Genomic DNA, 21,303 nt, shown 5'->3' with positions numbered 1-21,303 from the left:
CCGGGAGGCGGCAACGGCCGGCGAAAGCGGAAGCTTCAGGGGCGGGTGTTCCGAACGTCGGGGTATGAGCGCGGACGACACGTCGTCGGTCAGTCGCCGTGGGTTCCTCCGTGCGGCCACCGGCGCGACCGCGGCCTCCGCGGCCGCCGGATCCGCGGCGGCCCAGGAGGGTAACGCCACGAACACGACGAGCACGACCACCTCGACGCCCGGCGGCAACGAGACCGCTACACCCGGGGGCTCGGGCGGCGGCGGACTAACCAAGGAGGTCATCGTCGGTCCGGGCGGGGACCTCGTGTTCGAACCGGAGACGGTCACCGTCACCCCCGGAAGCACCGTCAACTTCGTCTGGGAGTCGGACGGCCACAACATCGTGGTCGACTCCCAGCCGGAGGGGGCCGACTGGGGCGGCACAGAGGGCGGCGCGAGCACGCTGTACGACACCGGCTACGAGTACTCCCACACGTTCGAGACGCTGGGCACCTACGAGTACGCCTGTGAACCCCACCGGACCGCGGGGATGCTCGGCACCGTCGAGGTGGTCGAGGAGATATCGACGCCAGCGCCGGACGCCGGCCCGCCGCCGGTGCCGGACAGCGCCCGCACGCTCGGCATCGCCTCCGTCATCGGCATGGCGTCGACGCTGGGGCTGGCGTACTTCCTGATGCGCTACGGCGGCGACTACGATCAGTAGGTCTCGATTTCCAACTCGACCGGCCGCGCCTCGCCTTCGAGGTCGCGGACGATGCGGCGGACGACACGCTCGGCTTCCTCGCGCACCTTCGGCTCCAGTTTCTCGAACAGCCAGTCCCAGGAGACGAATCGCGGGAGGCTGATGGCGTCCTCGTTGGCAGTGTCGGGGTGGTACTCGACGCGAAACCGGACCCGCGTCGCCACGTCGCGGTCGTCGGGGGGGACCTCCGATTCGATGGCCCAGTAGCCGGTCGCTTTCAGGTCTTTCGTCAGCCGCCAGTCGATGCGGGCGGGCTTGTCGGTCGCGGTCACCTCCGAGCGGGCGGTGTAGGAGAGCTTCCACCACGTGAAGTGGAGCGCGTACTCGGTGCCCGGCGAGCCGTCGCCGTACTGGTCGACGCCGTCGAGATGTTTCGAGTACCGCGCGTATCCCGGGAAGTCGGTGAGGAACTCGTACACCTCCTCCCGGGGGAGATAGACGACGGTGGTAACCTCGACTGCGTCCACACAGCGCGTTCGGACGGTCGCTCCCTAAGGGTTCCGACGGTTCGAGGCCGGAGCGGAACCGTGCCCTTGGTAATCCCCGGCCGCCGACCCCCGGTATGGACACGGACGTCGCAGTCGTCGGCGGAGGCGTGGCGGGGATGACCGCGGCCATCTTCACGGCCCGCGCGGGCCTCGATACGCTCGTCGTCGACCACGGGGAGTCGATACTCGCACGGAACGCCCACCTCGAGAACGTCCCCGGGTTCCCGCTGGGGGTGAACGCTCGCACGTTCCTCTCGCTCGTGCGCGAGCAGGCCGAGGAGAACGGCGTCGACTTCCGCGAGGCGCGAGTCACCCGACTGACGGAGACGGACGAGGGGCTCCGGCTCCGCGTCGAGGACGCCGACGGCGAGTCGGACCTCTCGACGGCGTACGCGGTCGTGGCGTCGTGGTCCGACACCGACCACCTCGCGGAACTGGACGGGGTGGGGCTCACGAAGCGCGGTTCGAAGACGTACGTCGACGTCGACGACTTCGGGCGCACGGGCGTCGACGGGCTGTACGCGGCGGGCCGCGTCGCCGAGAAACCCCACCAGACGGTCGTCGCGGCGGGCCACGGCGCGGAGGTGGCGCTGACGCTCATCGACGACAGCGACGAGCCGTTCTATCACGACTGGGTCGCGCCCGAGGGCTACTTCACCGACCGGGGTCGCGAGGTACCGCCGGGCTGTGAGGAGATAAGCGCGGAGGAACGCGAACAGCGCGAGCAGGCGTCGCTGGAGCGGTTGCGGGAGGCGTTCGCGGAGCCACAGGACGAACCGCCGACGATGCACCCGTCCGTCGCGGACGACGAGTAGCCCCGCTCACCAGTCGGGCGCGTAGTCGGAGTCGAAGAACCGCTCGCGGCGGTCGATGTCGTCGATGGCCGCCACGTCCGACTCCGGGAGGTCGAGCGTCCGCGCGGCCCAGTTGTCGCGGATATGCTCCTCGCCGGTCGCTTTCGGCACCGCCGCGACGCCGTGTGCGAGATGCCACGCCAGCGTCGCCCGTGCGACGCTGACGCCGTGGTCGTCGGCCACCCGCTGGAGTTCGGGCACGTCGAACACCTCGCCGTGGGCGAGCGGTGCGTACGCGACCACGTCGACGCCAACCTCCGCGCAGAACTCGCGGAGCTCTGCCTGCGGGAGCAACGGGTGGAGTTCGACCTGGTTGGCGACGACGTCGGGGTCGACGTCCAGCGCCCGCTCGACGTGGTCAGGGGTGTAGTTGCTGACGGCCACGTCGTCGATACGCCCCTCGTCGCGGAGCTCCGCGAGCGTCGTGTGGACCACGTCGAGGTCGTAGTCGACGGGCCAGTGGACGTACATGAGGTCGACGCTGTCGACGCCGAGCCGCGAGAGACAGCCGTCGACCGCCTCCCGGATGGACGCGCGGGTGGGGTCGCCCTCGACGTGGCGGGGGTGGAGCACCTTCGTCGCCAGATACACCTCCTCGCGGGGCACGTCGGCGGCCTCGATGCCGGCGCCGACTGGCTCCTCGTTGTCGTACAGTTCGGCGGTGTCGACGTGTCGATAACCCATCTCCAGAGCGGTTCGGACGCTGTCGCGGCACTGCTCGAACTCGGTGTTCTGCCAGGTCCCGAGTCCGAGGCGGGGGACCGGAGAGTCGGCGATGACCATGTCGGGAGCGCGCCGAGGACGGCAAAGAAGCTACCGACCCGACGCCGAAGACTGAATACCCGTGGCTTCCACCCCTCAGGTATGCTGGAGGGCGCCAACGTCGCGCTGGGCGTGTCGGGCAGCATCGCGGCGGTCAAGACGGTGGAACTCGCACACGAACTCCGCCGACACGGCGCCGAGGTGCGGGCCGTGATGACCGACAGCGCGCGCGGCATCCTCCACCCGTGGGCCCTGGAGTTCGCCACCGACAACCCCGTCGTCACCGAGATAACCGGCGCCGTCGAGCACGTCGAGTTGTTCGGCGACGACGGCTGGGCCGACGTGTTCCTGCTCGCGCCCGCGACGGCGAACACCTGCTCGAAGATGGCCCACGCGGTCGACGACACGACCGTCACCACCTGCGCGACGGTCGCGCTCGGACAGGGCGTCCCCGTCGTCGTCGCCCCCGCGATGCACGAGCCGATGTACGACCACCCCGGCGTCCTCGACTCGCTCGACACGCTCGAGGAGTGGGGCGTCGCGTTCGTTGAGCCGCGCGTCGAGGAGGGGAAAGCGAAGATCGCCACCGAGGAGGCCATCGTCACGGAGACCGCCCGGGCGGTCGGTGGCTCGCCGCTGGACGGCCGCACCGTCGTCGTCACCTCCGGCGCGACCAGCGAGGCCATCGACCCCGTGCGGACCATCACGAACCGCGCGTCGGGCCGCACGGGCCGGGCGGTTGCGCGGGGCTGTTACGTCCGCGGCGCCGACGTGGTACTGGTCCACGACGGCCCCGAGGTGCCGTACGCCCGCGTCGAGCAGGTCGAATCCGCGGCGGAGATGCTCGGCGCCGTCGAGGCCCACGCCGGCGACGCGGACGCGCTGGTGTCGGCGGCGGCCATCTCCGATTACACGGTCGCCGCGAGCGACGAGAAGATACGCTCCGGACAGGACCTCACGCTCGAGCTGGAGGCGACGCCGAAGCTCATCGACAGCGTGCGCGAGGCGCACCCCGAGTTGCCCATCGTCGGCTTCAAACTGGAGACGGCCGGCGACGACGAGGCGCTCGTCGAGAAGGCGCGCGAACAGCTCGACCGGACGGCCCTCGCCTTCGTCGTCGCCAACCGCTCGGACGTGCTCGGCGCCGACGACACCCGGGTCCTGTTCGTCCGCCCGAACCGCGTCACCGAGTACGCCGGAACGAAGACGGGACTCGGCCTCCGACTCGCGGAGGAACTGGCGGGCGAACTCGACGACTGAGCCGGCTCACTCGACGGGTTCTCGCCAGTGGACGACGACGTTGCCGACGGCGAAGGCGTCCTCGCTCGCCGTGTCGCGGTGGACCCGGACCTCGTTCTCGCCCGCGTGCAGGTCGGCGTCCGTGACGGCGTCGAGCCACAACTGCCAGCCGTCGCCGGGCGGCACGTCGAACCCCGAGAGGGCGGTGCCGTTGACGTGTATCTCGTGGCCGTACGTGTCCACGTCGTACGCCTGCAGTTCGAGGTAGGCGTCGGTGGGGTCGGCGGTCGGCACCGAGAACGTCAGCCGCGAGGAGCGGTCGCCGACGAACGTCGCCCACGGTACGTCGAGGCTCCCGCTGTCGGGGCCGAGATGCTCCAGGACGGGGAGCAGTGCGTAGTTGGCGCGGTGGCGGGCCATGGCGCGCCCGTCAACGTCGGTAGCCAAAGAGGTTGTGCGGCTACTCGGTTGGGTCGTCGACGTCCTCGCTGTCGCCGCCGGGCCAGACCACGCCGCCCGCGAAGTCGACGCCCATCCGCTGGGCGGCCCGGGAGACGACGTGGGCGCCCGTCGGCGCGGTCAGGAACAGGAACACGATACCGACCAGACAGACGAGGCCCGCGCCGGTCGGCCCGAACTGGACGAACCCGGCGAGGAAGATACTCGCGGCCCCAAGGGTGGTGGCCTTCGAGGTGGCGTGCATCCGGTTGTAGACGTCCGGCAGGCGGAGCAGGCCGACGGTCCCCACGACGAGGAAGAACGCCCCGACGGCGATGAGCGCGATGGTGGCGTAATCTCGGATCATTCGATGATGTCACCCTCCGTGACGTAGCGTGCGACGGCGATGGTGCTGATGAACCCGATGATGGCCAGCACCAGCGCCACGTCGACGAACAGCCCACGGCCCTGGTCGATGGCGTACAGCACCGCGATGGCGACGACGTTCGTGCCGATGGTGTCGAGCGCGACTACCCTGTCGGGCGTCGTCGGGCCGCGGATGACGCGGTAGCCGGCCCCCAGCGTCACCAGCGCGGAGACGACGAGGCCGACCAGCACGGCCGCGTCGAGCAGGGGGCTACTCACGGCGACCACCCCGCTCGCGGCCGCTCCGGGCCGCCGGTGCCGGGTCCGAGGGGCTCGCGTCCTCGTCGAAGATGTACAGCGCGTAATCCTCCCACGTTCGGATGGGCGCGACGACGCTGTCGACGTCGCCGACGATGGCGTGGACGTACAGCGTGTTCGTCTCGCTGTCGTGGTCCATCGTCAGCGTCCCCGGCGTGAGCGTGATGGAGTTGGCGATGGTGGTTATCGCCGCGTCCGACTCCACTCGCAGGGGGACCGCGATGACGTCCGGGTCGATGGGGAGGCTCGGGTGGAGCACCCGGTAGGCCACGTCGACGTTCGCGGTCAGCAGTTCGTAGATGAACACCGCGAGATACCGGAGTATCCACGGTATCGAGCGCAGGGAGCCGCCGACGTGGACCCGTTCGGTGTAGAACCGGCGCAGGACGTACGCGACGGGCATCCCGACGGCGAGACCGATGAGGAACTCGCCGACGACGGCGTCGAGGTGGACGCCCCTGACGAACAGCCACAGCACCGCGAGCATCAGTCCGAGGAGCGGCCACTTGCGCGCTCTCATCGGTTCACCCCCAGAACCGCGTCCACGTACTCGCTTCGGTTCACGGCCGCCTCGGCGGCACGGCGTGCGGCGTCCATCACGGGGTCGAAGCCGACGCCCACGAGAACGACGACAGCCGCCAGCAGGACGACGACGGCCACCAGCGGCGCGTCGCGGTCGTACGCGACCGGTTCGCCCCAGAACGCCCGGTTCCACGCCCGCGAGAAGTACGCGATGGTGAACACCGCGCCGGCGAGTGCCGCGGCCAGAAGGAGCGTCGACTCGGCGCGGACGCCCACGTCGAACACGAGCAGTTTGCCGAAGAAGCCCGACAGCGGCGGAATCCCGACCAGCGAGAGCGCGCCGACGAAGAACGCACCCGCCAGCCACGGGTCTCGCTCGGAGAGTCCCCCGAGGACGTCGAACCGGTCGGAGCCGACGCCCCGGAACGTCGCGCCCGACGCGAGAAAGAGGAGGCCCTTCGCCAGCGCGTGGTTCAGTGCGTACACCAGCGCGGCCGCAATCGCGAGTTCCCGGACGGCGGGCACAGTCGCGCCCACCGCCAGCGGCAGGATGATGAACCCGACCTGGCCGATGGAGGAGTACGCGAGCAGGCCGTCGATGTCGGGCTGGTTGACCGCACCGACGCCGCCCAACAGGATGCTCGCGGCGGCCATCACGAACAGCACCGGCCCGAAGAACGCGAGGAACGAGTCGCCCGACACGAACGGCAGGGAGACGGGGAGCGTGGCGGCGGCGAACACCGTGAAGTAGAGTCGGACGATGGCGTACACGCCCACCTTCTTGACGACGCCGGCCAGCACCGCCGTCACCGGGGCGGGCGCGGCCCGGTAGGCGGCGGGCACCCAGAACTGGAACGGGACGATGCCGGCCTTCAGCGCGAACACGGCAAAGAGAACGGCCGACAGCCCCAGCACCGCCGGCACCGATTCCGCGATGCCGTACTCCGCGGGGGCGGCCAGCCGACGGGTGATGTCGGCCATGTTGAGCGTGCCGGTCACCGAGTAGATACCGCCGATGGAGACCAGCATGACGGCGCTCCCGACGAGGTTGAGCACCGCGTACTGGAGTGCGGCCTTGGTGTGTTCCGGCCCCGAGTAGAACACGACGAGCACGTACGAGGACATGAGCATCACCTCGAACCAGACGAAGAGGTTGAAGATGTCGCCCGTGAGGAACGACCCGGTGACGCCGACGAGCATGAAGTGGAACAGCGCGTGGTACGACAGCGTCTGGTCGTCGTCGTCGAGATACCGCACCGAGAAGACGAGCGCCGGCACGGCGACGGCCGCGGACAGCGCGAGCATGAACACCGAGAGGGCGTCCGCGACGGCGACGATGCCGAACGGCGCGTCCCAGTTCGACAGTTGGTAGACGAGCGTGCCGCCCGCGGTGACCCGCTGGAACAGGACGGCGACGGCGACGGCGTAGCCGGCGCCCCCGAGCAGGCTCACGCTCCGCTGGACGCGGGGGTACGGTCGGACCAGAAGTGCGAGCACCGCGGTCGCCAGCGCCGCCAGAAGCGGCGCGAGGACGACGTGGTCAGGCGCCATCGTTCTCACCTCCGAGCGGGTCGGCCTCGTAGTCGCCCAGTTCCTCCAGGTCGATGGTGCCGTGCTCCTCGTACACCCGGTAGGTCAACACGAGCGCGAACGCCGTCGTCCCGAACCCGATGACGATGGCCGTCAACACGAGCGCCTGCACCAGCGGGTCGGTCACGCTCCCACCGCCGCCGTGAGCGCCGTGGGCGACGACCGGGACGCTTCCGGAGAGCCCCCCCATCGTGACGAGGTAGACGTTCGTGGCCTGCGACATGATGGTGACGCCCCAGACGACGCGCACCAGGTCGCGCCGCAGGACGAGGAACGTCCCGAACGCGAACAGCAAGCCGAGCACGACCGCGAGCACGTACTGTGTCATTCAGCTCCCACCACCGAGACGATAGTGAGCAGTCCCCCGACGACGACGAAGTAGACGCCGAGGTCGAACGCGAACGCCGACGCCACCTCGAACGTGCCGTAGACGGGGACGCCTTTCAGGAACAACACGGCCTGCGTCAGGAACGGGAACTCGAGGAGCATCGGTACGAGGCCCGCGGTGACGGCGACGGCGAGTCCGACCGCGAACAGGCGGGCGTACAGCCGCGGCAACCCTTCGAGAACCTCCGGGCCGCCGGCCTCCACTCCGAGCAGTTCGCGGCCGAGGAACTCCCGGCCGTAGATGACGTACGTGAGCGCGACGCCCGTGCAGGTGAGCACGCCCGCGATGAACCCGCCGCCGGGGAGATTGTGACCCTGGAACAGCAGGGCGAGCGCCGTCACCAGGATGAGCGGGACGACTGTGCGGGTGACGGTGCGGGCGATGACCGTCGGCTCGCGCTTCTGTGTCACGCGCGCTCACCTCCGTCGTCGCCGGGGCCCCGCTCCCCGCGCTGTCGCATCCCGATGAGCGTCAGCACCGAGAGGGCCGCCATCGCCACCACCGTTATCTCCCCGAGCGTGTCGAACGCCCGGAAGTCGACGAGGATGACGTTGACGATGTTGCCGCCGCCGCCCGCGTCGAGTATCCACCGGCCGTGCTCCTCGGGGACGGGCGCGGTCTCGATGAAGAACTGCGCGATGCCATCGTCGGGCGAGGCGGCCGTCGACAGCAGGACGGTGACGAACACGGTGACGCCCACCGTCGCGGACAGCACGACGTCGGCGGCCACCTGTCGCCGCTTCAGTTCGCCGTACCACGACGGCAGGCGGTCGAGCACGAGCAGGAAGATGACCAGCACCAGCGTCTCGATGACCAACTGCGTGAGCGCGAGGTCCGGGGCGGCCGCCAGCACGTAGAAGACCGCCACCATGAACCCGAGGATGGACAGCGTCAGCACGCCCGCGATGTGCGAGCCGGCGACGGCGACGGCGACGGCGCCCAGCACAGCGGTGAGCAACACGAGCGCGACGGGCATGCTGGCCGTGAACCCGGTGAACCCGGGAAGGGTCGCCCCCGCGGCGAGATAGCCGCCGAGCGCGAGCGCGCAGACCGACGCCAGCACCGGGTAGGCGTACCGGCGGAGGACGCCGCTGTGGACGACCCGTGCGGTCCGCACCGAGAGGCTGTTCGCCCCGGTCACCGCCGTGTTGTAGTACCAGTTCGGACTCGTCACGGGGACCGCTCGCGCCCGCCGGATACCGCGGTGGAGGCGGTCGTAGAACGGGTACGCCGCGGCGCCGACGACGATGGTGACGACGCTCATCAGCACGTACGGCGACAGCGAGGTCGGGAACTTGTAGGAGAACCCGTGGAACTCGGGGCCGGCGCTCGATGCGGTCACCGCCGCGACGAACTCCTCCAGCGGGGTGAGATGGAACCCGAGCGTGCCGGTCACCCCGCCGAGACCGATGACGGCCGCGATTCCCGCGAGCAGCAGCGGCGGCGCGAGCATCGGCCACGGCGGCCGGTGAGCGTGCAGGTCGTCGGGCTTCTCGCCGAAGAACAGCATCAGGAACCGAATCGAGTAGAGGAACGTGAACACGCTCCCGAACACCGCAATCGCGGGGTAGAGCCAGAACAGGCCGCCGAGCTGGTGGGCGATTTCGTAGGTCGCCTCGAACAGCAGTTCCTTCGAGTAGAAGCCGTTGAACGGCGGCACGCCCGCCATTCCCAGCGCGGCGACGGCGGTGATGGCGGCCGTTATCGGCATCTCCTTCCGGAGGCCGGCGATGTCGGGGATGTAGCGGGTACCCGCCTCGTGGGCGACGATGCCCGCGACCATGAACAGCGTCGCCTTGAACACGGCGTGGTTGAGGATGTGGAACGCGCCCGTCTCCGCGCCGTAGACGGTCGCCAGTCCGTAGCCCGCGATGATGAGGCCGAGATGCGACGCCGTCGAGTACGCGAGCAGTTCCTTGATGTCCGTCGCGCCGACGGCGAGCATCGCGGTTATCGTCATCGAAACGAGGCCGAGGGTGGCGACGACGAGCATCCAGTCGGGGGTGGCGGCCTCCGCCAACAGCAGGGGGCGGAACCGGCCGACGAGGTAGACGCCGGCCTTGACCATGGTGGCGGAGTGGAGGAACGCCGACACCGGGGTGGGTGCCTCCATCGCGTTCGGGAGCCAGATGTGGAGCGGCACCTGTGCGGACTTCGCCATCGCGCCGATGGTGACGAGCGCGATGACCGGCACGAGGAGCCCCCGCGATTCCAGCGCCGCGCGGACGGTTTCGGCGTTGGCTATCAGCGAGTCGGGGCTCCCGACGAGCGTGAACGTCCGCGCGAGTTCGGGCGACTGTCCGGAGACGAACGCGAGCACGAGGAAGCCGACGAGCATGAACAGCCCCCCGGAGACGGTGATGAGCATCGACTTCCGGGCGGCGTAGCGGCCGGAGTCGGTCCGCTGGTAGTGGCCGATGAGCAGGAAGGAGGTGATGGAGGTGAGTTCCCAGAACACGAACAGCGCGACGAGGTCGGCGGCCAGCGCCACCCCGAGCATCGACCCCATGAACGCGAGCAGGGTGGCGTAGTACTTCTTCTGCCCCGGTTCGCCGTGCATGTAGCCGCCGGAGTAGACGAAGACGAGCACGCCGACGCCGGACGCGAGAAACGAGATGAGAAGCGCGAGTCCGTCGAGGTAGAACGACAGCGAGACGCCGAGCGCGGGAATCCACTCGAAGGCGACGCCGCTGGAGGCGGGGTCGGCGTGGAGCGCGACCCCGTACTGGCCGGCGACGAGCGCGAACGACGCGGCCGCGACGGCCGCCGCGTAGTAGGCGGTCCGCTCGCCCAGCAGGCGATAGACGAGCGGGGTGACGGCCGCGCCGAGGAACGGGAGCGCGAGCGCGGCCACGAGCGCGGCGGGACTCGGTTGCACGCCCGGAACGGTGCCCGCGGCGGACTTTAAGCTTCTCAAAGCAGGCGAACGAGCGGCGAGCGACTCCCCCCGGGCTGGGTCCTTCCGTCAGTTTTTACCCCACCCCCGACCCACCGGCGACATGGACAAACTCGCCCAGTCGCTCCGGGACGCCCCGATAGTCGAGAAAGACGGCTACCACTACTTCGTCCACCCCATCAGCGACGGGGTGCCGATGCTGGAGCCGTCGCTCCTCCGCGAAATCGTCGTGAAGATAATCCGGAAGGCGAGCCTCGAAGACGTCGACAAGATAGTCACGCCGGCGGCGATGGGCATCCACATCTCCACCGCGGTGTCGCTGATGACCGACATCCCGCTGGTCGTCATCCGCAAACGCGAGTACGGGCTGGAGGGGGAGACCCCGCTGTTCCAGCAGACCGGCTACTCGGAGTCGCAGATGTACATCAACGACGTCGAGGCGGGCGACCGCGTCTTGGTGCTCGACGACGTGCTCTCGACGGGCGGCACGCTCAGCGCCATCGTCGACGCGCTGGACGACATCGGCGCCGACGTCGTCGACATCGTCGCCGTCATCAAGAAGGTGGGCGGCGAGAACAAACTCGACGAGTCGAACCACCGGGCGAAGACGCTCATCAACGTCGACGTCGTCGACGGCGACGTGGTCGTCGTCGACGAACACGGCGACGACTGAACCGGCGGACCGTCGCGCCCTCCCCTTTTACCCGTCTCACGCACCTACCATCGAGCGATGGCATCCGCACTGTTCGTCGTCAGCGAGGAAGGCTACTGGGGCGAGGAATGCATCGAGCCGCTGACCACGCTCGACGAGGCGGGGGTCGACATCACCGTCGCTACGCCGTCGGGCGGCGAACCGGTCATCGACGACCGCTCGGTCGACCCCGACGAGGTCGGCGAGGAGACGGCCGAGTGGGTCGCGGGCGTCCACGAGACGGACCCGCGGCTGAACGACCCGGAGCCGCTGGCCGCGGTCGACGCCGACGGGCACGACGCGGTCGTGTTCCCCGGCGGCCACGGCACCGAGTGGGACGTGAACCAGGACCGACACGCCCGCGCCCTGCTCCGGGACGCCGTGGAGGGCGACGGGACGGCGCTCGTCGTCTGTCACGCGGTCGGTATCCTCGGGTTCACGCGTGACTCCGACGGCGGGTTCCTCGTCGACGGCCGCGACGTGACCGGGTTCCCTAACGAGTGGGAGGACGGCATCGTCGACGCCGACGACCTGATGCCCGACGGCCGGAAGCTCCCCTACCTCGTCGAAGACGAGGTGGAGGCCGCCGGCGGCAACTGGGACGCCGAACTCGACAGCGATACGTCGGTCACGGTCGACGGCGACCTCGTGACCGCCCGCGGGCCGGAGTCGTCCGCGGCCGCGGCCGAGACGTTGCTCTCGGAGCTCGGTATCGACGCACCCGAAGCCTGACGCGATAGCGGGTTTACGAGAGCCGCGAGCACGAGGCTCCCAGCGTAGTTCACGCGAGACGTAGCGGGTGGTAGATTTGAACCACGGTCGCTCCCGCTGGTCGCTCCCTGGTTCGAATCTCCACGGGCGACTTCACTCGGTCGACGGAGCCGCGAGCCCGAGCCTCGCGGCGTTACTCCCTCGGAGAAGTAGCGGGTGGTAGATTTGAACTACCGGTCTCCGGGTTATGAGCCCGGCGGAATCTCCTGGCTATCCCAACCCGCTACCTCTCCGTATTCGGGTGGCATGAATAAGGGTTGTGATTGCCGTGCCGCCTGTGGAATCTTACCGCGCGTGGACGCGCCAGGTGAGCAGGCTCTCGGCGACGTAGTTGAGGGTCATCCCGACCCCGATGCCGACGACGTTCGCCACGGTCGGCCAGAGGTTCGCGCCCGCCACCACGAGTCGCACGTCCGTCCACGAGGTGAGCACGTACAGCGTGGCGAAGGCGACGGCCAGCCCCCCGAGACGGACGACGTGGGACTTGAGGTAGCGGCGGCCCAGCGACACCAGCCCCGCCTCGCCCTCGTCGGCGAACGTCCACTGGTCGTTCAACAGGAACATCAGCGTGATGGAGGCCTCCGCGCCGACGGCCTTCGCCGGGAGCGGCTGGAGCGTCCACAGCCCCGTCAGCAGGAACACGATGGCCGTCTCCAGCGACGCGCCGGCGACGCCGACGGAGACGAACTGGCCGATGCGGTCGACGCGGGCCAGCGCCCGCAGTCGCGCCTGGAGGCGGTCGACGACGCTCATCGGTCCCGGTCGACGAGCGCTATCGGTTGGTCGCGCGTCGCCGCGAGCGCGTCGTGCAGTCGACTGTCCTGGAGTCGCTTGGCGCGGTGGCGAGCGACGAACAGCGCCCGCCCCATGTCGACCGCGGTGCTGACGGGCGAGACGGTCGACCCGGGGCGGTCCTCCCACGCGATGGGCACTTCGGCCACCTCGTAGCCCAGCGCCGCGACCATCGCCACCAGTTCCACGTCCCACGCGAAGCCGGGTTCGTAGAGATGCTGGCGCACGTCGTCCCACGCCGCCGCGGAGATGGCCTTCGCGCCACACTGGTAGTCGTAGAGGTCCGCGTCCAGCAGGCGGCGGGCGACCCACGCGAACCCGTCGCCGAGGAATCGCCGGGCGACGGTCTGGTGGCTCCGCACCTCGGCGTCGGGGTGGCGCCGGGAGCCGACCGCGAGGTCCGCACCGTCGAGGGCGTCGACGACCCGTGCGGCCGAGTCGACGGGTGTGGAGCCGTCGGCATCGAGGAAACACAGCCGGTCGGTCGCGAGCGCCTCGAACCCCGCGGTGACGGCCGCGCCCTTGCCGCGGCGGTACGGCACCGTCGCCACGTCGGCGTCGATATTCGCCAGCGCGTCGACGGTGGCGCGGCTGGGCGCGTCGAGTTCGACGCGGACGGCGTCGGGGTCGAGGCGGTCGTGGACCGCCGCGACGTACTCACGGAGGCGGTCCACGTCCGGGCGGTAGGCGGGGACCACGACGCCCAGCGACCGGTCCATACCCCGTGAGTCCGCGTCGGACGGCAAAAGCGGTTCGACTCCGGGCGAGACCGCTGTCCCCCACGCCCGGAGTCCAAAAGAAGTATGGCCGACGCTCCCGGCTGTACCGGTGATGCAGTACGGCTACGTCGTCGTCTGGCTCGCCGTCTTCCTCGTTCTCGGGCTGGTCGCGCTCCCCGTGGTCGCGGCGCTGTTCCCTCGCTTCCACGACCGGGGTGCGGCGTTCTCGTTCGCGGCGGCGCTGGCGACGCTGGGCGTCGTCGGCTATCTCGTCGGCCACCTCCGGTTCGGCTACGTCGCCCTGCTGGCGGGTGTCGTCGTCCTCGTCGCCGCGTCGCTGTACGCCGGCCGCACCGTGGAGATAGACCGCCGGAGCTACGCCGAGGTCGCCGTCGTCTTCTCGCTTGCGTTCCTGCTGGTCGTCGCCATCCGCGCGGTCGACCCGGCGGTGAACCCGCTCGGCGGCGAGAAGTTCCTCGATTACGGCCTGCTGAAGTCGCTGTTGCGCGCGTCCCGGCTCCCGCCGGAGGACATGTGGTTCGCCGGAAAGCCGGTCAAATACTACTACGGCGGCCACCTCGTCGCGTCGCTTCTGGCGCGTCTCACGTTCACGCCGGCCGCCTACGCCTACAACCTCGCGCTGGCGGGCTTTTACGCAATGCTCGTCACCGGCGCGTACGGGCTTGCCGGCAACGTCGCCGCCGACCACGGCGCCCCCCGGCGACTCGCCGCGGGCGTCGGGGCCTTCTTCGCGGGTGTGGCATCCAACCTCTACACCGTCGGCCAGGTCCTGCTGTGGCTGTTCCCGAGCGGGGTCGCGCGGTCGCTCGTCGGCAGTACGGGGGCGACCTCCGAGGGGCTCCAGTGGACGCCCGAGTCGTTCTCCTACTGGTCGGCAAGCCGCGTCATCTCGGGCACCATCAACGAGTTTCCGCTGTTCTCGTGGCTCAACGGCGACCTGCACGCGCACATGACCTCGACGGGGTTCATGCTTCTCTTTGCCGCGCTCTGTTACGCCTACTGGCGCACGCCAGCGACCGAACTCCGGCGGCGTCGCCTGCTGGTGTTCGGGCTGTGGCCGCCGCTCGCCGGCTTCATGGCCGTCGTCAACACCTGGTCGTTCGCGACGGCGGCGCTGGGACTGCCGTTCCTGACGCTCGCGCTCGCACCGGCCAGCGCCCGGTCGCTGTTGCCCGAGCGCGTGGCCGACGCGATTCCCGACGGCGACCCGCTGACGGTGCGGAACGAACTCGTCAGGGACGGCGTGGCGCTGGCGCTGGCGGCGCTGACGGTCGTTCTCGCCATCGTGTGGGCCGTTCCGTTCTGGCTCGGAACGGCGTCCAGCCGCTCGGTCGCGTTCTTCCCGCCACGCTCGGGGCTGGGCGGGCTACTGGTGGTCCACGGCGCGTTCCTGCTCGCGTTCGTCCCGTATCTCGCGCGTCGGGCCGCCACCGGCCTCGAGCGCCCGGCACTCGCCTTCGCGGCCGCCGTCGCGCTGTTGGCCGCGTCGGTGCTCGTCGACGCCGCCGCGGTCGGTCTGTTCGGGCCCGTCCTCGTCGTCGGCTGGCTCCTGTTGCGCGACCGTCGCGACGCCGGCTTCGAGACCTTGCTCGTCGTCGCCGGCGCGGGCATCGTCCTGCTCGTCGAGTTCGCGTACGTGCTGGAACCGCAGTACGGCCCCGGCAACCGGCTGAACACGGTGTTCAAGTCGTATCTCCAGGTGTGGGTGCTGTGGGCGCCGGCCGCGGGCGTGGTGCTGGCGCGTCTCGCGGACGCCGGCCGCTCCTCGCTGTCGACCCCGAACGCGGCGACGTGGCGACGGTTCGGGCGCGCGCTCGCGGTGCTGTTGCTGTTCTCCACGTCACTGTACGCCGGGTTCGCGCTCCCGCAACACTTCGACCGCGGCAGTCCGACCGCCAACGAGGTTGGACCGACGCTCGACGCGACGGCGTTTCTCGAGGTCCGCCACCCCGGCGAGGCCGAGGCCATCCGGCGGCTCGACCGCGAGGAGGGCCGACCCCACATCGTCACCGCCGCGCCCGCCGGCTACTACTGGCGACCAAGCGAGGGGAAGGGCGCAAGCGCCCCCGCCAGCCTGACCGGCCTCCCGACCGTCGCCGGCTGGTTCCACGAGGCGCAGTACCGCTCCCAGGAGGCGTACGACCGGCGGGTGACCGACACCCGGGCCATCTACACGGGCGAGGCGACCACACAGCGGCAACTGCTCGCGGAGTACGACGTGGAGTACGTGTACGTCGGCCCGGCCGAGCGGGCCCGGTACGGCGACATCACGGTCCAGCAGGTCGACGGCGTGAGCGTCGAGGGTCGGTACGGCGACGTGGTACTACTCGAGGTGGAGCAAGAGCGGTTGGGGTCGTCGGGCTGAGTCGCTCGGAGCATCCGCCGAGCGGCGGAGGCGTGATGCGGTTCAGCCGCGACGAGCGAGGTGCAGAACGGTGGGTGTCTATACCGCGAGGTCGCCCTTCGCCTTGATGACCTCGACGGCGCCGGCGTCGACGGCTTCCACGTCGAGATGCATCGGGATGAAGTCGCGGCGCTCGAACGTCTCGAGTTCGTCCTCGGAGCCGACCGTACACCACAGTTGCACCTCGTCGGGGCCGTGCCAGTCGCCCTGTCGCGAGACGGAGAAACAGTAGTACTCCTCGCCGTCCACCTCGATGATGCCGTCCTTGCGGATGCCGGGGTCCCCGTGGATGATGAGCCGCTTCATGCCCGTCGCTTCGGAAACCCGGCCATTAAGCGCTTCGAAGGGGGTCAGTCACGGGCGAACGACGCGCCCAGCGTCGCGAGCGGCGTCGCCGCGACGGCCGCAAGCGCCGCGCCCGCGAACATGGCGAACAGGAGCAGTCCGAACGGTCGCGTCGCCACCGGGAGGAAGACCGCTCCGGCGACGACCAGCGCGGCGACGAGTAGCCCCCATCCGGCGACCGGTCGCCCCTGGGCGACCAGCAGGCCGGCGGCGGGCGACAGCGCCACCGGGAGCAGGAACGTCCACCAGGAGACGAGCCCACCCGCCGTCGCTGGCACCGGTCCCGCGAGGGTGACCCACGACCCGAGCGTTGCGACGCCGGCACAGCCGAGCGCGGCGGCGGCCCCGGTCAGCGCCGCACCGCGAGCCGTCCGGAGCCAGCGCGGGCGCACGACGGCGACGCCGCCCAGCAGGACGGCGAGGCCGGTGAGGCCAACGAGCGCCGCGGCGTTGTTCGTCGACTCCCAGACGACGCCGCCGACGAGCGCCGCGAGCGTCGCCGCGACGCCGAGCCCAGCGACCGCGCGGCCGGCCGTCTCGGGGTCTACGCGCGACCCACCGTACCGGGCGACGGTGAGACCGCCAGCCGCGAGCAGGCCGAACGCGAGCGCCGTCGGCACCAGGAACGTCCGGATGTTGTCGAGGTAGATGGGGAGGACGTCGGCCCACAGTGCCGCGGTCGTCCGGACTCCCGGGAGACTCGCGTCCGCGTCGGCGTAGACGACCCGCGCTTCGCCGTCGGTGAGCGAGGGACCGCTCCAGAGCTCCTCGCTCCCGCCTCGCCACGTCACGTTCCGGCCGTCGACGGTGGCCTCCGCGGGGTCGTTCGTCACGCGGGTCCCCTCGGGGGCGACCACGGTGAGGCGGTCGGCGTTGACGACGTACCAGTAGTCGTAGCCGTCCGTGTCGAAGTACTCGACGAGCGTGACGCCGGCGGTCCGGTCGGTGGGGGCGTCGTGGTCGTAGCGTATCGTGACCGTCCGGTTCGACAGCGTCGCGGTCAGTCCCGTCGGGTTCTCGACGGGGCCTTCGGGGTACGTCTCGAAGGCGGCGGCCGCGACGGCGTCGACGCGCTCGGGGTTCCCGCGCAATCTCGCGGCGCTGTCGGGTGTCAGGCGGTTACGGACGACCCACGTCGCCGCGCCGCCGCCGTCGAGATACACGTCGGCGGTGCTGTGAGTCACGTTCACGCTGACGCCGAGTTCCTCGGCGCCGCGTTCGAACTTCTGTCCGCAGACGTCGCAGGCGGCGTCGGGCTGGGGGCTGGCGACGGCGGGGGCGACGAGCGGGAGCGCGACCAGCAGTACGACGACCAGCGACGCGGCGCGTCGCCGGCCGCTGAAACGGATGGGTGGAGGGCTCGACTGCACGGCCGAGGCCTGCCCAGCGACCGGTAAACGTCTTGTGGGGCGCCGGCCCGCTCGCGCCCGCGAAACCAACGGCGTTTTAACCGGGGGCGCGTTACCGCCGACAACAACCATGCAGATGCCACGCCGGTTCAACACGTACTGTCCGCACTGCAACACCCACCACGAACACGAGGTGGAGAAGGTCCGCCGGGGCCGCTCGTCGGGGACGAAGTGGGACGCGCGCCGCACCCGTCGCGCGAAGTCGGTCATCGGGAACGCCGGCCGCTTCTCGAAGGTGCCCGGTGGCGACAAACCCACCAAGAAGACGAACCTGCGGTACCGGTGTGCCGAGTGTGGCAAGGCGCATCTCCGCGAGGGATGGAGAGCCGGTCGGCTGGAGTTCCAGGAATAATGGCGGGGGACTTCGTCACCGTCCGGTGTCCGGACTGCGAGAACGAACAGACCGTGTTCGGCAAGGCCTCGACCGAGGTGGCCTGCGCGGTGTGTGGCCACACGCTCGCGCGGCCGACCGGCGGCCTCGCCGCCGTCGAGGGCGAACTCCTCGACGTCGTCGAGGACCGCTCCGACGAGCAGTTGGCGTAATCGGCCGCTCTCAGTTCTCTCGGCGCGCTCCGACCGTAGCGAACGCTTTAACCCGGCCACGTAATTAGAGACGGGTATGAAATACAGCGGCTGGCCAGAGCCGGGCGAGTTGGTTGTCGGCGAGGTCGACGAAATCGAGGACTTCGGCGTGTTCGTCGACATGCTCGAGTACGAGGACAAACGCGGCCTCGTCCACGTCTCGGAGGTGGCCAGCGGGTGGATAAAGAACATCCGCGACCACGTCAACGTCGGGCAGGTCGTCGTCTGCAAGGTGCTCGAGGTGAACGAGTCGAGCCAGCAGGTCGACCTCTCCATCAAGGACGTCAACGACCACCAGCGCTCCGACAAGATACAGGAGTGGAAGAACGAGCAGAAGGCCGACAAGTGGATGGAACTGGCGTTCGGCGAGGACGTCTCCGACGAGAAGTTCTCGGGCGTCGCCAACGAACTGCTCGCCGAGTACGGGTCGATGTACGCCGGCTTCGAGGCCGCGGCCATCCACGGCCCCGAGGCGCTGGAGAGCACCGACCTCTCGGACGACGAGGTCGAGGCCGTCGTCGACACCGCCCGCGAGAACGTCTCCGTCCCGTACGTCACCGTCACGGGCTACGTCGACCTCTCCTCGCCGAACCCGGACGGCGTCGAGGACGTCCGCGAGGCGCTCCAGGCCGCGGAGGGCAACGGCGAGGTGCCCGACGAGGTCGACCTCGAAGTGACGTACGTCGGCGCCCCCGAGTACCGTATCCGCGTGCAGGCGCCCAACTACAAGACCGCCGAGAGCCAACTGGAGGAGAGCGCGGCCCGCGCCCAGGAGGCCATCGAGGCCGCGGGCGGCGAGGGCTCGTTCCACCGCGAGCGCAAGACCGACGAGGAATGACCTCCGACATCCGCGTCTGTAGCGAGTGGGAGCGGGCCCACGACCGGCCCGTCTACACCCTGGGGTCGACCTGCCCCGACTGCGGCGCGGACGCGGTGAACAGCGCACCCGCCCCGTTCAACCCCGAGGACCCCCACGGCGAGTACCGCCGCCGCCTCCGCCGCCGCCACCGCGACTCTGCTTAACTCGATTTCAGTACGTCGGCTTACAAAAATATCATTCAGATTACCACTAAGGGGGTGGCGCCCCTCCGTTCGGATGTGATGAAGCCGAACCGCCACCCCCGGCCGACGTACAGTCCCGGTCGAACGCTCGCCGCGGCCGTCGCCGTCGTCGCCCTGTTCGCGGCGTCGCTTGCGGCCGTTGCGAACCCGCTGACCACCTCGGCGATGGTCGCGGGCGCGGTCGTCGCCGTCCGCGCCGCCGGTGCCGTCCGCCGGCACGTCCGTCGCCGCCTGCGCCGTCGTCGCGAGGAGGGTCGTACCCGACAGGTCTGCGTCGACGCCGCGGGCGTCTGCGTCGAGGCCTGATGGACGCCGACCGCTACCTCGCGCGGATTGGCCTCGACCCCTCTGCCGTCGAGACGGCCGACCGCGAGACGCTATCCGACCTCGTCGCCGCCCACGCCACGACCGTCCCGTTCGAGACGCTCGCCACCGCCGACGACCCGCACGGCGAGCGCGCCGGCCGCGGCGTCTCGCTTGCCCCCGCTGACTGCTTCGAGAAGGTGGTCGAGCGTCGCCGCGGCGGCTTCTGCTACGAACTCAACGGCCTGTTCGGCTGGCTGCTCGACGACCTCGGCTACGAGCCCACCCGCGTCGCCTCGATGATGCTCGGCGACGACGGCGACCCCTCGCCGCCCGCGGACCACCTCACCCACGTCGTCGACCTCGACCGCCGCTACGTCGTCGACGTGGGGATGGGCGTGCCTCGCCCCCGCGGCCCCGTACCGCTGGACGGCACGGCACGGACGGACCCGACGGGCGTCGACTGGCGGGTCCGCCCCAGCGACCGGCCCGACTGCGACTACCTCGTCCAGTACCGCGAAGGCGACGACTGGACCGACCGGTTCGTGTTCGCCGACCGCCACCGGCCCCGTTCGTTCTTCGCGGCCACCTGCGAGTATCTCGCCACCGCCCCCGAGTCGCCGTTCACGGGCGAACCGGTCGTCGCGGTCAGTACGTCGGACGGCTACCGGAAACTGAACCCGGAGACGCTCGTCACCGTCGCGGACGCCGACCGGACGGAACGCGAGGTGGCGCCCGACGAGTGGCACGACGTGCTGGCCCGCGAGTTCGGCGTCGCGCTGGGCCGGCGGGGACCGAACCGCACTTAAGTCGGGCGCGAACCAACGGAACGCATGGACGAGTTCGACATCGAGCGGCACGCCGACCCTGACCTGACAGACCCGGTGCTCGTCGAGGGGTTGCCGGGCGTCGGGCACGTGGGCAAACTCGCCGCCGAGCACCTGCTCGAGGAGTTCGACGGCGAACTGGTCGCACGGGTGTATTCGACGCATTTCCCGCCGCAGGTGACCGTCGAAGACGGGACGACGACGCTCGCGTGCGCGGAGTTCCACGCCGTCACCGCAACGGGCGACGACGGCGCCCGCGACATGCTGGTGTTGACCGGCGACCACCAGGCGGGCGACGGCCCCGGCCACTACCACCTCACCGACCGCCTGCTCGACGTGGCCGAGGAGTTCGGCTGTGAGCGGGCGTTCGCGCTCGGGGGCGTCCCGACGGGTGAACTCATCGAGGAGTACGCGGTGCTGGGCGCGACCAACGACGAAGCGCTGGTCGACGACCTCGAGGACGTGGGTGTGGAGTTCCGCGAGGACGAGCCTGCGGGCGGCATCGTCGGCGTCTCCGGGCTCGTTCTCGGGTTGGGCGAGCGCCGGGGCCTGCCGGCGGCGTGTCTGATGGGCGAGACCTCCGGCTATCTGGTCGACCCCAAGAGCGCGCGGGCGGTGCTGGACGCGCTCGGCGACCTGCTGGCGTTCGACGTGGGCTACGGCGCGCTCGACGACCGCGCCGAGGAGATGGAGGAGGTCGTCGCGAAGATGCAGGAGATGGAGCAGGGCGCCGCCCCGAGCGACGACGACCTGCGGTACATCGGGTAGCGGGCCGCGCGGCCG

General features: G+C 70.2%; 27 protein-coding genes and 1 tRNA gene. 13 read left to right on the top strand and 15 right to left on the bottom strand.

From position 1 onward, the window contains the following. Positions 1–64 precede the first annotated feature (64 nt). On the top strand, positions 65–694 hold the full coding sequence (locus NL112_RS19400; protein WP_255150498.1) for a plastocyanin/azurin family copper-binding protein: 630 nt from the start codon (positions 65–67) through the stop codon (positions 692–694). Here the strand turns inward: NL112_RS19400 and NL112_RS19395 are convergent. Continuing rightward, on the bottom strand, positions 688–1,200 hold the full coding sequence (locus NL112_RS19395) for an SRPBCC family protein (protein ID WP_255150497.1): 513 nt from the start codon (positions 1,198–1,200) through the stop codon (positions 688–690). The two genes, NL112_RS19400 and NL112_RS19395, sit on opposite strands and share 7 nt — an antisense overlap. A 95-nt stretch (positions 1,201–1,295) precedes the next feature. On the opposite strand from NL112_RS19395, the gene NL112_RS19390 reads away from it, so the two are divergent. Beyond that, positions 1,296–2,036, top strand: coding sequence for an FAD-dependent oxidoreductase (locus NL112_RS19390; RefSeq protein ID WP_255150496.1), 741 nt, complete (start codon positions 1,296–1,298; stop codon positions 2,034–2,036). Positions 2,037–2,042: 6 nt separating this feature from the next. On the opposite strand, the gene NL112_RS19385 is transcribed toward NL112_RS19390, so the two are convergent. Next, positions 2,043–2,858, bottom strand: coding sequence for an aldo/keto reductase (locus tag NL112_RS19385; protein ID WP_255150495.1), 816 nt, complete (start codon positions 2,856–2,858; stop codon positions 2,043–2,045). Between the two features lie 81 nt (positions 2,859–2,939). Between NL112_RS19385 and coaBC the strand changes: the two genes are divergently transcribed. Further along, the gene (coaBC, locus tag NL112_RS19380) at positions 2,940–4,097 is read left to right on the top strand and encodes a bifunctional phosphopantothenoylcysteine decarboxylase/phosphopantothenate--cysteine ligase CoaBC (RefSeq protein WP_255150494.1); all 1,158 of its coding nucleotides are present in this window, start codon (positions 2,940–2,942) and stop codon (positions 4,095–4,097) included. Positions 4,098–4,103: 6 nt separating this feature from the next. On the opposite strand, the gene NL112_RS19375 is transcribed toward coaBC, so the two are convergent. Genes NL112_RS19375 through mbhE form a run of 8 tightly spaced genes read right to left on the bottom strand, consistent with a single transcriptional unit; the run spans position 4,104 to position 10,576 of the window. Further along, positions 4,104–4,496 (bottom strand): DUF7383 domain-containing protein, encoded by a 393-nt coding sequence (locus tag NL112_RS19375; protein WP_255150493.1) that lies wholly within the window; start codon positions 4,494–4,496, stop codon positions 4,104–4,106. Positions 4,497–4,536: 40 nt separating this feature from the next. Then, positions 4,537–4,881 carry a monovalent cation/H(+) antiporter subunit G gene (mnhG, locus tag NL112_RS19370; protein WP_255150492.1) on the bottom strand — a complete coding sequence of 115 codons (345 nt, stop codon included), beginning with the start codon at positions 4,879–4,881 and terminating at the stop codon, positions 4,537–4,539. After that, on the bottom strand, positions 4,878–5,159 hold the full coding sequence (locus NL112_RS19365; RefSeq protein ID WP_434084191.1) for an MrpF/PhaF family protein: 282 nt from the start codon (positions 5,157–5,159) through the stop codon (positions 4,878–4,880). Before NL112_RS19365 ends, mnhG begins: the two co-directional genes overlap by 4 nt. Beyond that, complete coding sequence (locus tag NL112_RS19360; protein ID WP_255150490.1) at positions 5,152–5,718, bottom strand: Na+/H+ antiporter subunit E; 567 nt, start codon at positions 5,716–5,718, stop codon at positions 5,152–5,154. The genes NL112_RS19365 and NL112_RS19360 overlap by 8 nt, the downstream gene beginning before the upstream one ends. Beyond that, complete coding sequence (locus NL112_RS19355) at positions 5,715–7,271, bottom strand: complex I subunit 5 family protein (RefSeq protein WP_255150489.1); 1,557 nt, start codon at positions 7,269–7,271, stop codon at positions 5,715–5,717. The genes NL112_RS19360 and NL112_RS19355 overlap by 4 nt, the downstream gene beginning before the upstream one ends. Continuing rightward, positions 7,261–7,638, bottom strand: a complete 378-nt coding sequence (locus NL112_RS19350) for a sodium:proton antiporter (protein ID WP_255150488.1) — start codon at positions 7,636–7,638, stop codon at positions 7,261–7,263. The genes NL112_RS19355 and NL112_RS19350 overlap by 11 nt, the downstream gene beginning before the upstream one ends. After that, positions 7,635–8,108: an MnhB domain-containing protein gene (locus NL112_RS19345; protein WP_255150487.1), complete on the bottom strand. Its 474-nt coding sequence runs from the start codon at positions 8,106–8,108 to the stop codon at positions 7,635–7,637. The genes NL112_RS19350 and NL112_RS19345 overlap by 4 nt, the downstream gene beginning before the upstream one ends. Beyond that, positions 8,105–10,576 (bottom strand): hydrogen gas-evolving membrane-bound hydrogenase subunit E, encoded by a 2,472-nt coding sequence (gene mbhE / locus NL112_RS19340; RefSeq protein WP_255150486.1) that lies wholly within the window; start codon positions 10,574–10,576, stop codon positions 8,105–8,107. Before mbhE ends, NL112_RS19345 begins: the two co-directional genes overlap by 4 nt. A gap of 121 nt (positions 10,577–10,697) precedes the next feature. Here mbhE and hpt point away from each other — a divergent pair, with 121 nt between their 5' ends. Next, positions 10,698–11,267, top strand: coding sequence for a hypoxanthine/guanine phosphoribosyltransferase (gene hpt / locus NL112_RS19335; protein WP_255150485.1), 570 nt, complete (start codon positions 10,698–10,700; stop codon positions 11,265–11,267). A gap of 57 nt (positions 11,268–11,324) precedes the next feature. Beyond that, positions 11,325–12,017, top strand: a complete 693-nt coding sequence (locus NL112_RS19330) for a type 1 glutamine amidotransferase domain-containing protein (RefSeq protein ID WP_255150484.1) — start codon at positions 11,325–11,327, stop codon at positions 12,015–12,017. Between the two features lie 189 nt (positions 12,018–12,206). Here the strand turns inward: NL112_RS19330 and NL112_RS19325 are convergent. The 3 genes from NL112_RS19325 to NL112_RS19315 all read right to left on the bottom strand — a co-directional run bounded on the left by NL112_RS19325 (position 12,207) and on the right by NL112_RS19315 (position 13,567). Continuing rightward, positions 12,207–12,281 (bottom strand) — tRNA-Met (locus NL112_RS19325). A 60-nt stretch (positions 12,282–12,341) separates the two neighbouring features. Next, positions 12,342–12,809, bottom strand: a complete 468-nt coding sequence (locus tag NL112_RS19320) for a GtrA family protein (protein ID WP_255150483.1) — start codon at positions 12,807–12,809, stop codon at positions 12,342–12,344. Next, positions 12,806–13,567: a glycosyltransferase gene (locus NL112_RS19315; RefSeq protein WP_255150482.1), complete on the bottom strand. Its 762-nt coding sequence runs from the start codon at positions 13,565–13,567 to the stop codon at positions 12,806–12,808. Before NL112_RS19315 ends, NL112_RS19320 begins: the two co-directional genes overlap by 4 nt. Positions 13,568–13,679: 112 nt before the next feature. Between NL112_RS19315 and NL112_RS19310 the strand changes: the two genes are divergently transcribed. Next, positions 13,680–15,953 (top strand): DUF2298 domain-containing protein, encoded by a 2,274-nt coding sequence (locus tag NL112_RS19310; protein WP_255150481.1) that lies wholly within the window; start codon positions 13,680–13,682, stop codon positions 15,951–15,953. Between the two features lie 78 nt (positions 15,954–16,031). Here the strand turns inward: NL112_RS19310 and NL112_RS19305 are convergent, their stop codons facing one another. Both NL112_RS19305 and NL112_RS19300 read right to left on the bottom strand, forming a co-directional pair. After that, positions 16,032–16,298, bottom strand: coding sequence for an HAH_0734 family protein (locus NL112_RS19305; protein WP_255150480.1), 267 nt, complete (start codon positions 16,296–16,298; stop codon positions 16,032–16,034). A gap of 44 nt (positions 16,299–16,342) precedes the next feature. Continuing rightward, the gene (locus NL112_RS19300) at positions 16,343–17,707 is read right to left on the bottom strand and encodes a hypothetical protein (RefSeq protein ID WP_255150479.1); all 1,365 of its coding nucleotides are present in this window, start codon (positions 17,705–17,707) and stop codon (positions 16,343–16,345) included. Between the two features lie 109 nt (positions 17,708–17,816). Between NL112_RS19300 and NL112_RS19295 the strand changes: the two genes are divergently transcribed. The 7 genes from NL112_RS19295 (at position 17,817) to NL112_RS19265 (ending at position 21,288) form a co-directional block, all read left to right on the top strand. Further along, positions 17,817–18,098 carry a 50S ribosomal protein L44e gene (locus NL112_RS19295; RefSeq protein WP_255150478.1) on the top strand — a complete coding sequence of 94 codons (282 nt, stop codon included), beginning with the start codon at positions 17,817–17,819 and terminating at the stop codon, positions 18,096–18,098. Then, a complete protein-coding gene (locus tag NL112_RS19290) occupies positions 18,098–18,289 on the top strand; it encodes a 30S ribosomal protein S27e (protein WP_255150477.1) in 192 nt (63 codons plus the stop codon). The genes NL112_RS19295 and NL112_RS19290 overlap by 1 nt, the downstream gene beginning before the upstream one ends. A 76-nt stretch (positions 18,290–18,365) precedes the next feature. Further along, complete coding sequence (locus tag NL112_RS19285) at positions 18,366–19,166, top strand: translation initiation factor IF-2 subunit alpha (RefSeq protein ID WP_255150476.1); 801 nt, start codon at positions 18,366–18,368, stop codon at positions 19,164–19,166. Next, positions 19,163–19,351 carry an RNA-protein complex protein Nop10 gene (locus NL112_RS19280; protein ID WP_255150475.1) on the top strand — a complete coding sequence of 63 codons (189 nt, stop codon included), beginning with the start codon at positions 19,163–19,165 and terminating at the stop codon, positions 19,349–19,351. The genes NL112_RS19285 and NL112_RS19280 overlap by 4 nt, the downstream gene beginning before the upstream one ends. A 78-nt stretch (positions 19,352–19,429) precedes the next feature. Beyond that, entirely contained in the window at positions 19,430–19,696 is a 267-nt protein-coding gene (locus tag NL112_RS19275; protein WP_255150474.1) for a hypothetical protein, read from the top strand. Then, the gene (locus NL112_RS19270) at positions 19,696–20,502 is read left to right on the top strand and encodes an arylamine N-acetyltransferase family protein (RefSeq protein ID WP_255150473.1); all 807 of its coding nucleotides are present in this window, start codon (positions 19,696–19,698) and stop codon (positions 20,500–20,502) included. Before NL112_RS19275 ends, NL112_RS19270 begins: the two co-directional genes overlap by 1 nt. A gap of 24 nt (positions 20,503–20,526) precedes the next feature. After that, positions 20,527–21,288, top strand: a complete 762-nt coding sequence (locus tag NL112_RS19265; RefSeq protein ID WP_255150472.1) for a proteasome assembly chaperone family protein — start codon at positions 20,527–20,529, stop codon at positions 21,286–21,288. The last annotated feature ends 15 nt before the right edge of the window (positions 21,289–21,303 follow it).

The organism is Halorarius halobius, assembly GCF_024298865.1.
GTDB classification, from domain to species: domain Archaea; phylum Halobacteriota; class Halobacteria; order Halobacteriales; family Haloarculaceae; genus Halorarius; species Halorarius halobius.
This window is presented reverse-complemented; position numbering and strand designations above follow the sequence as displayed.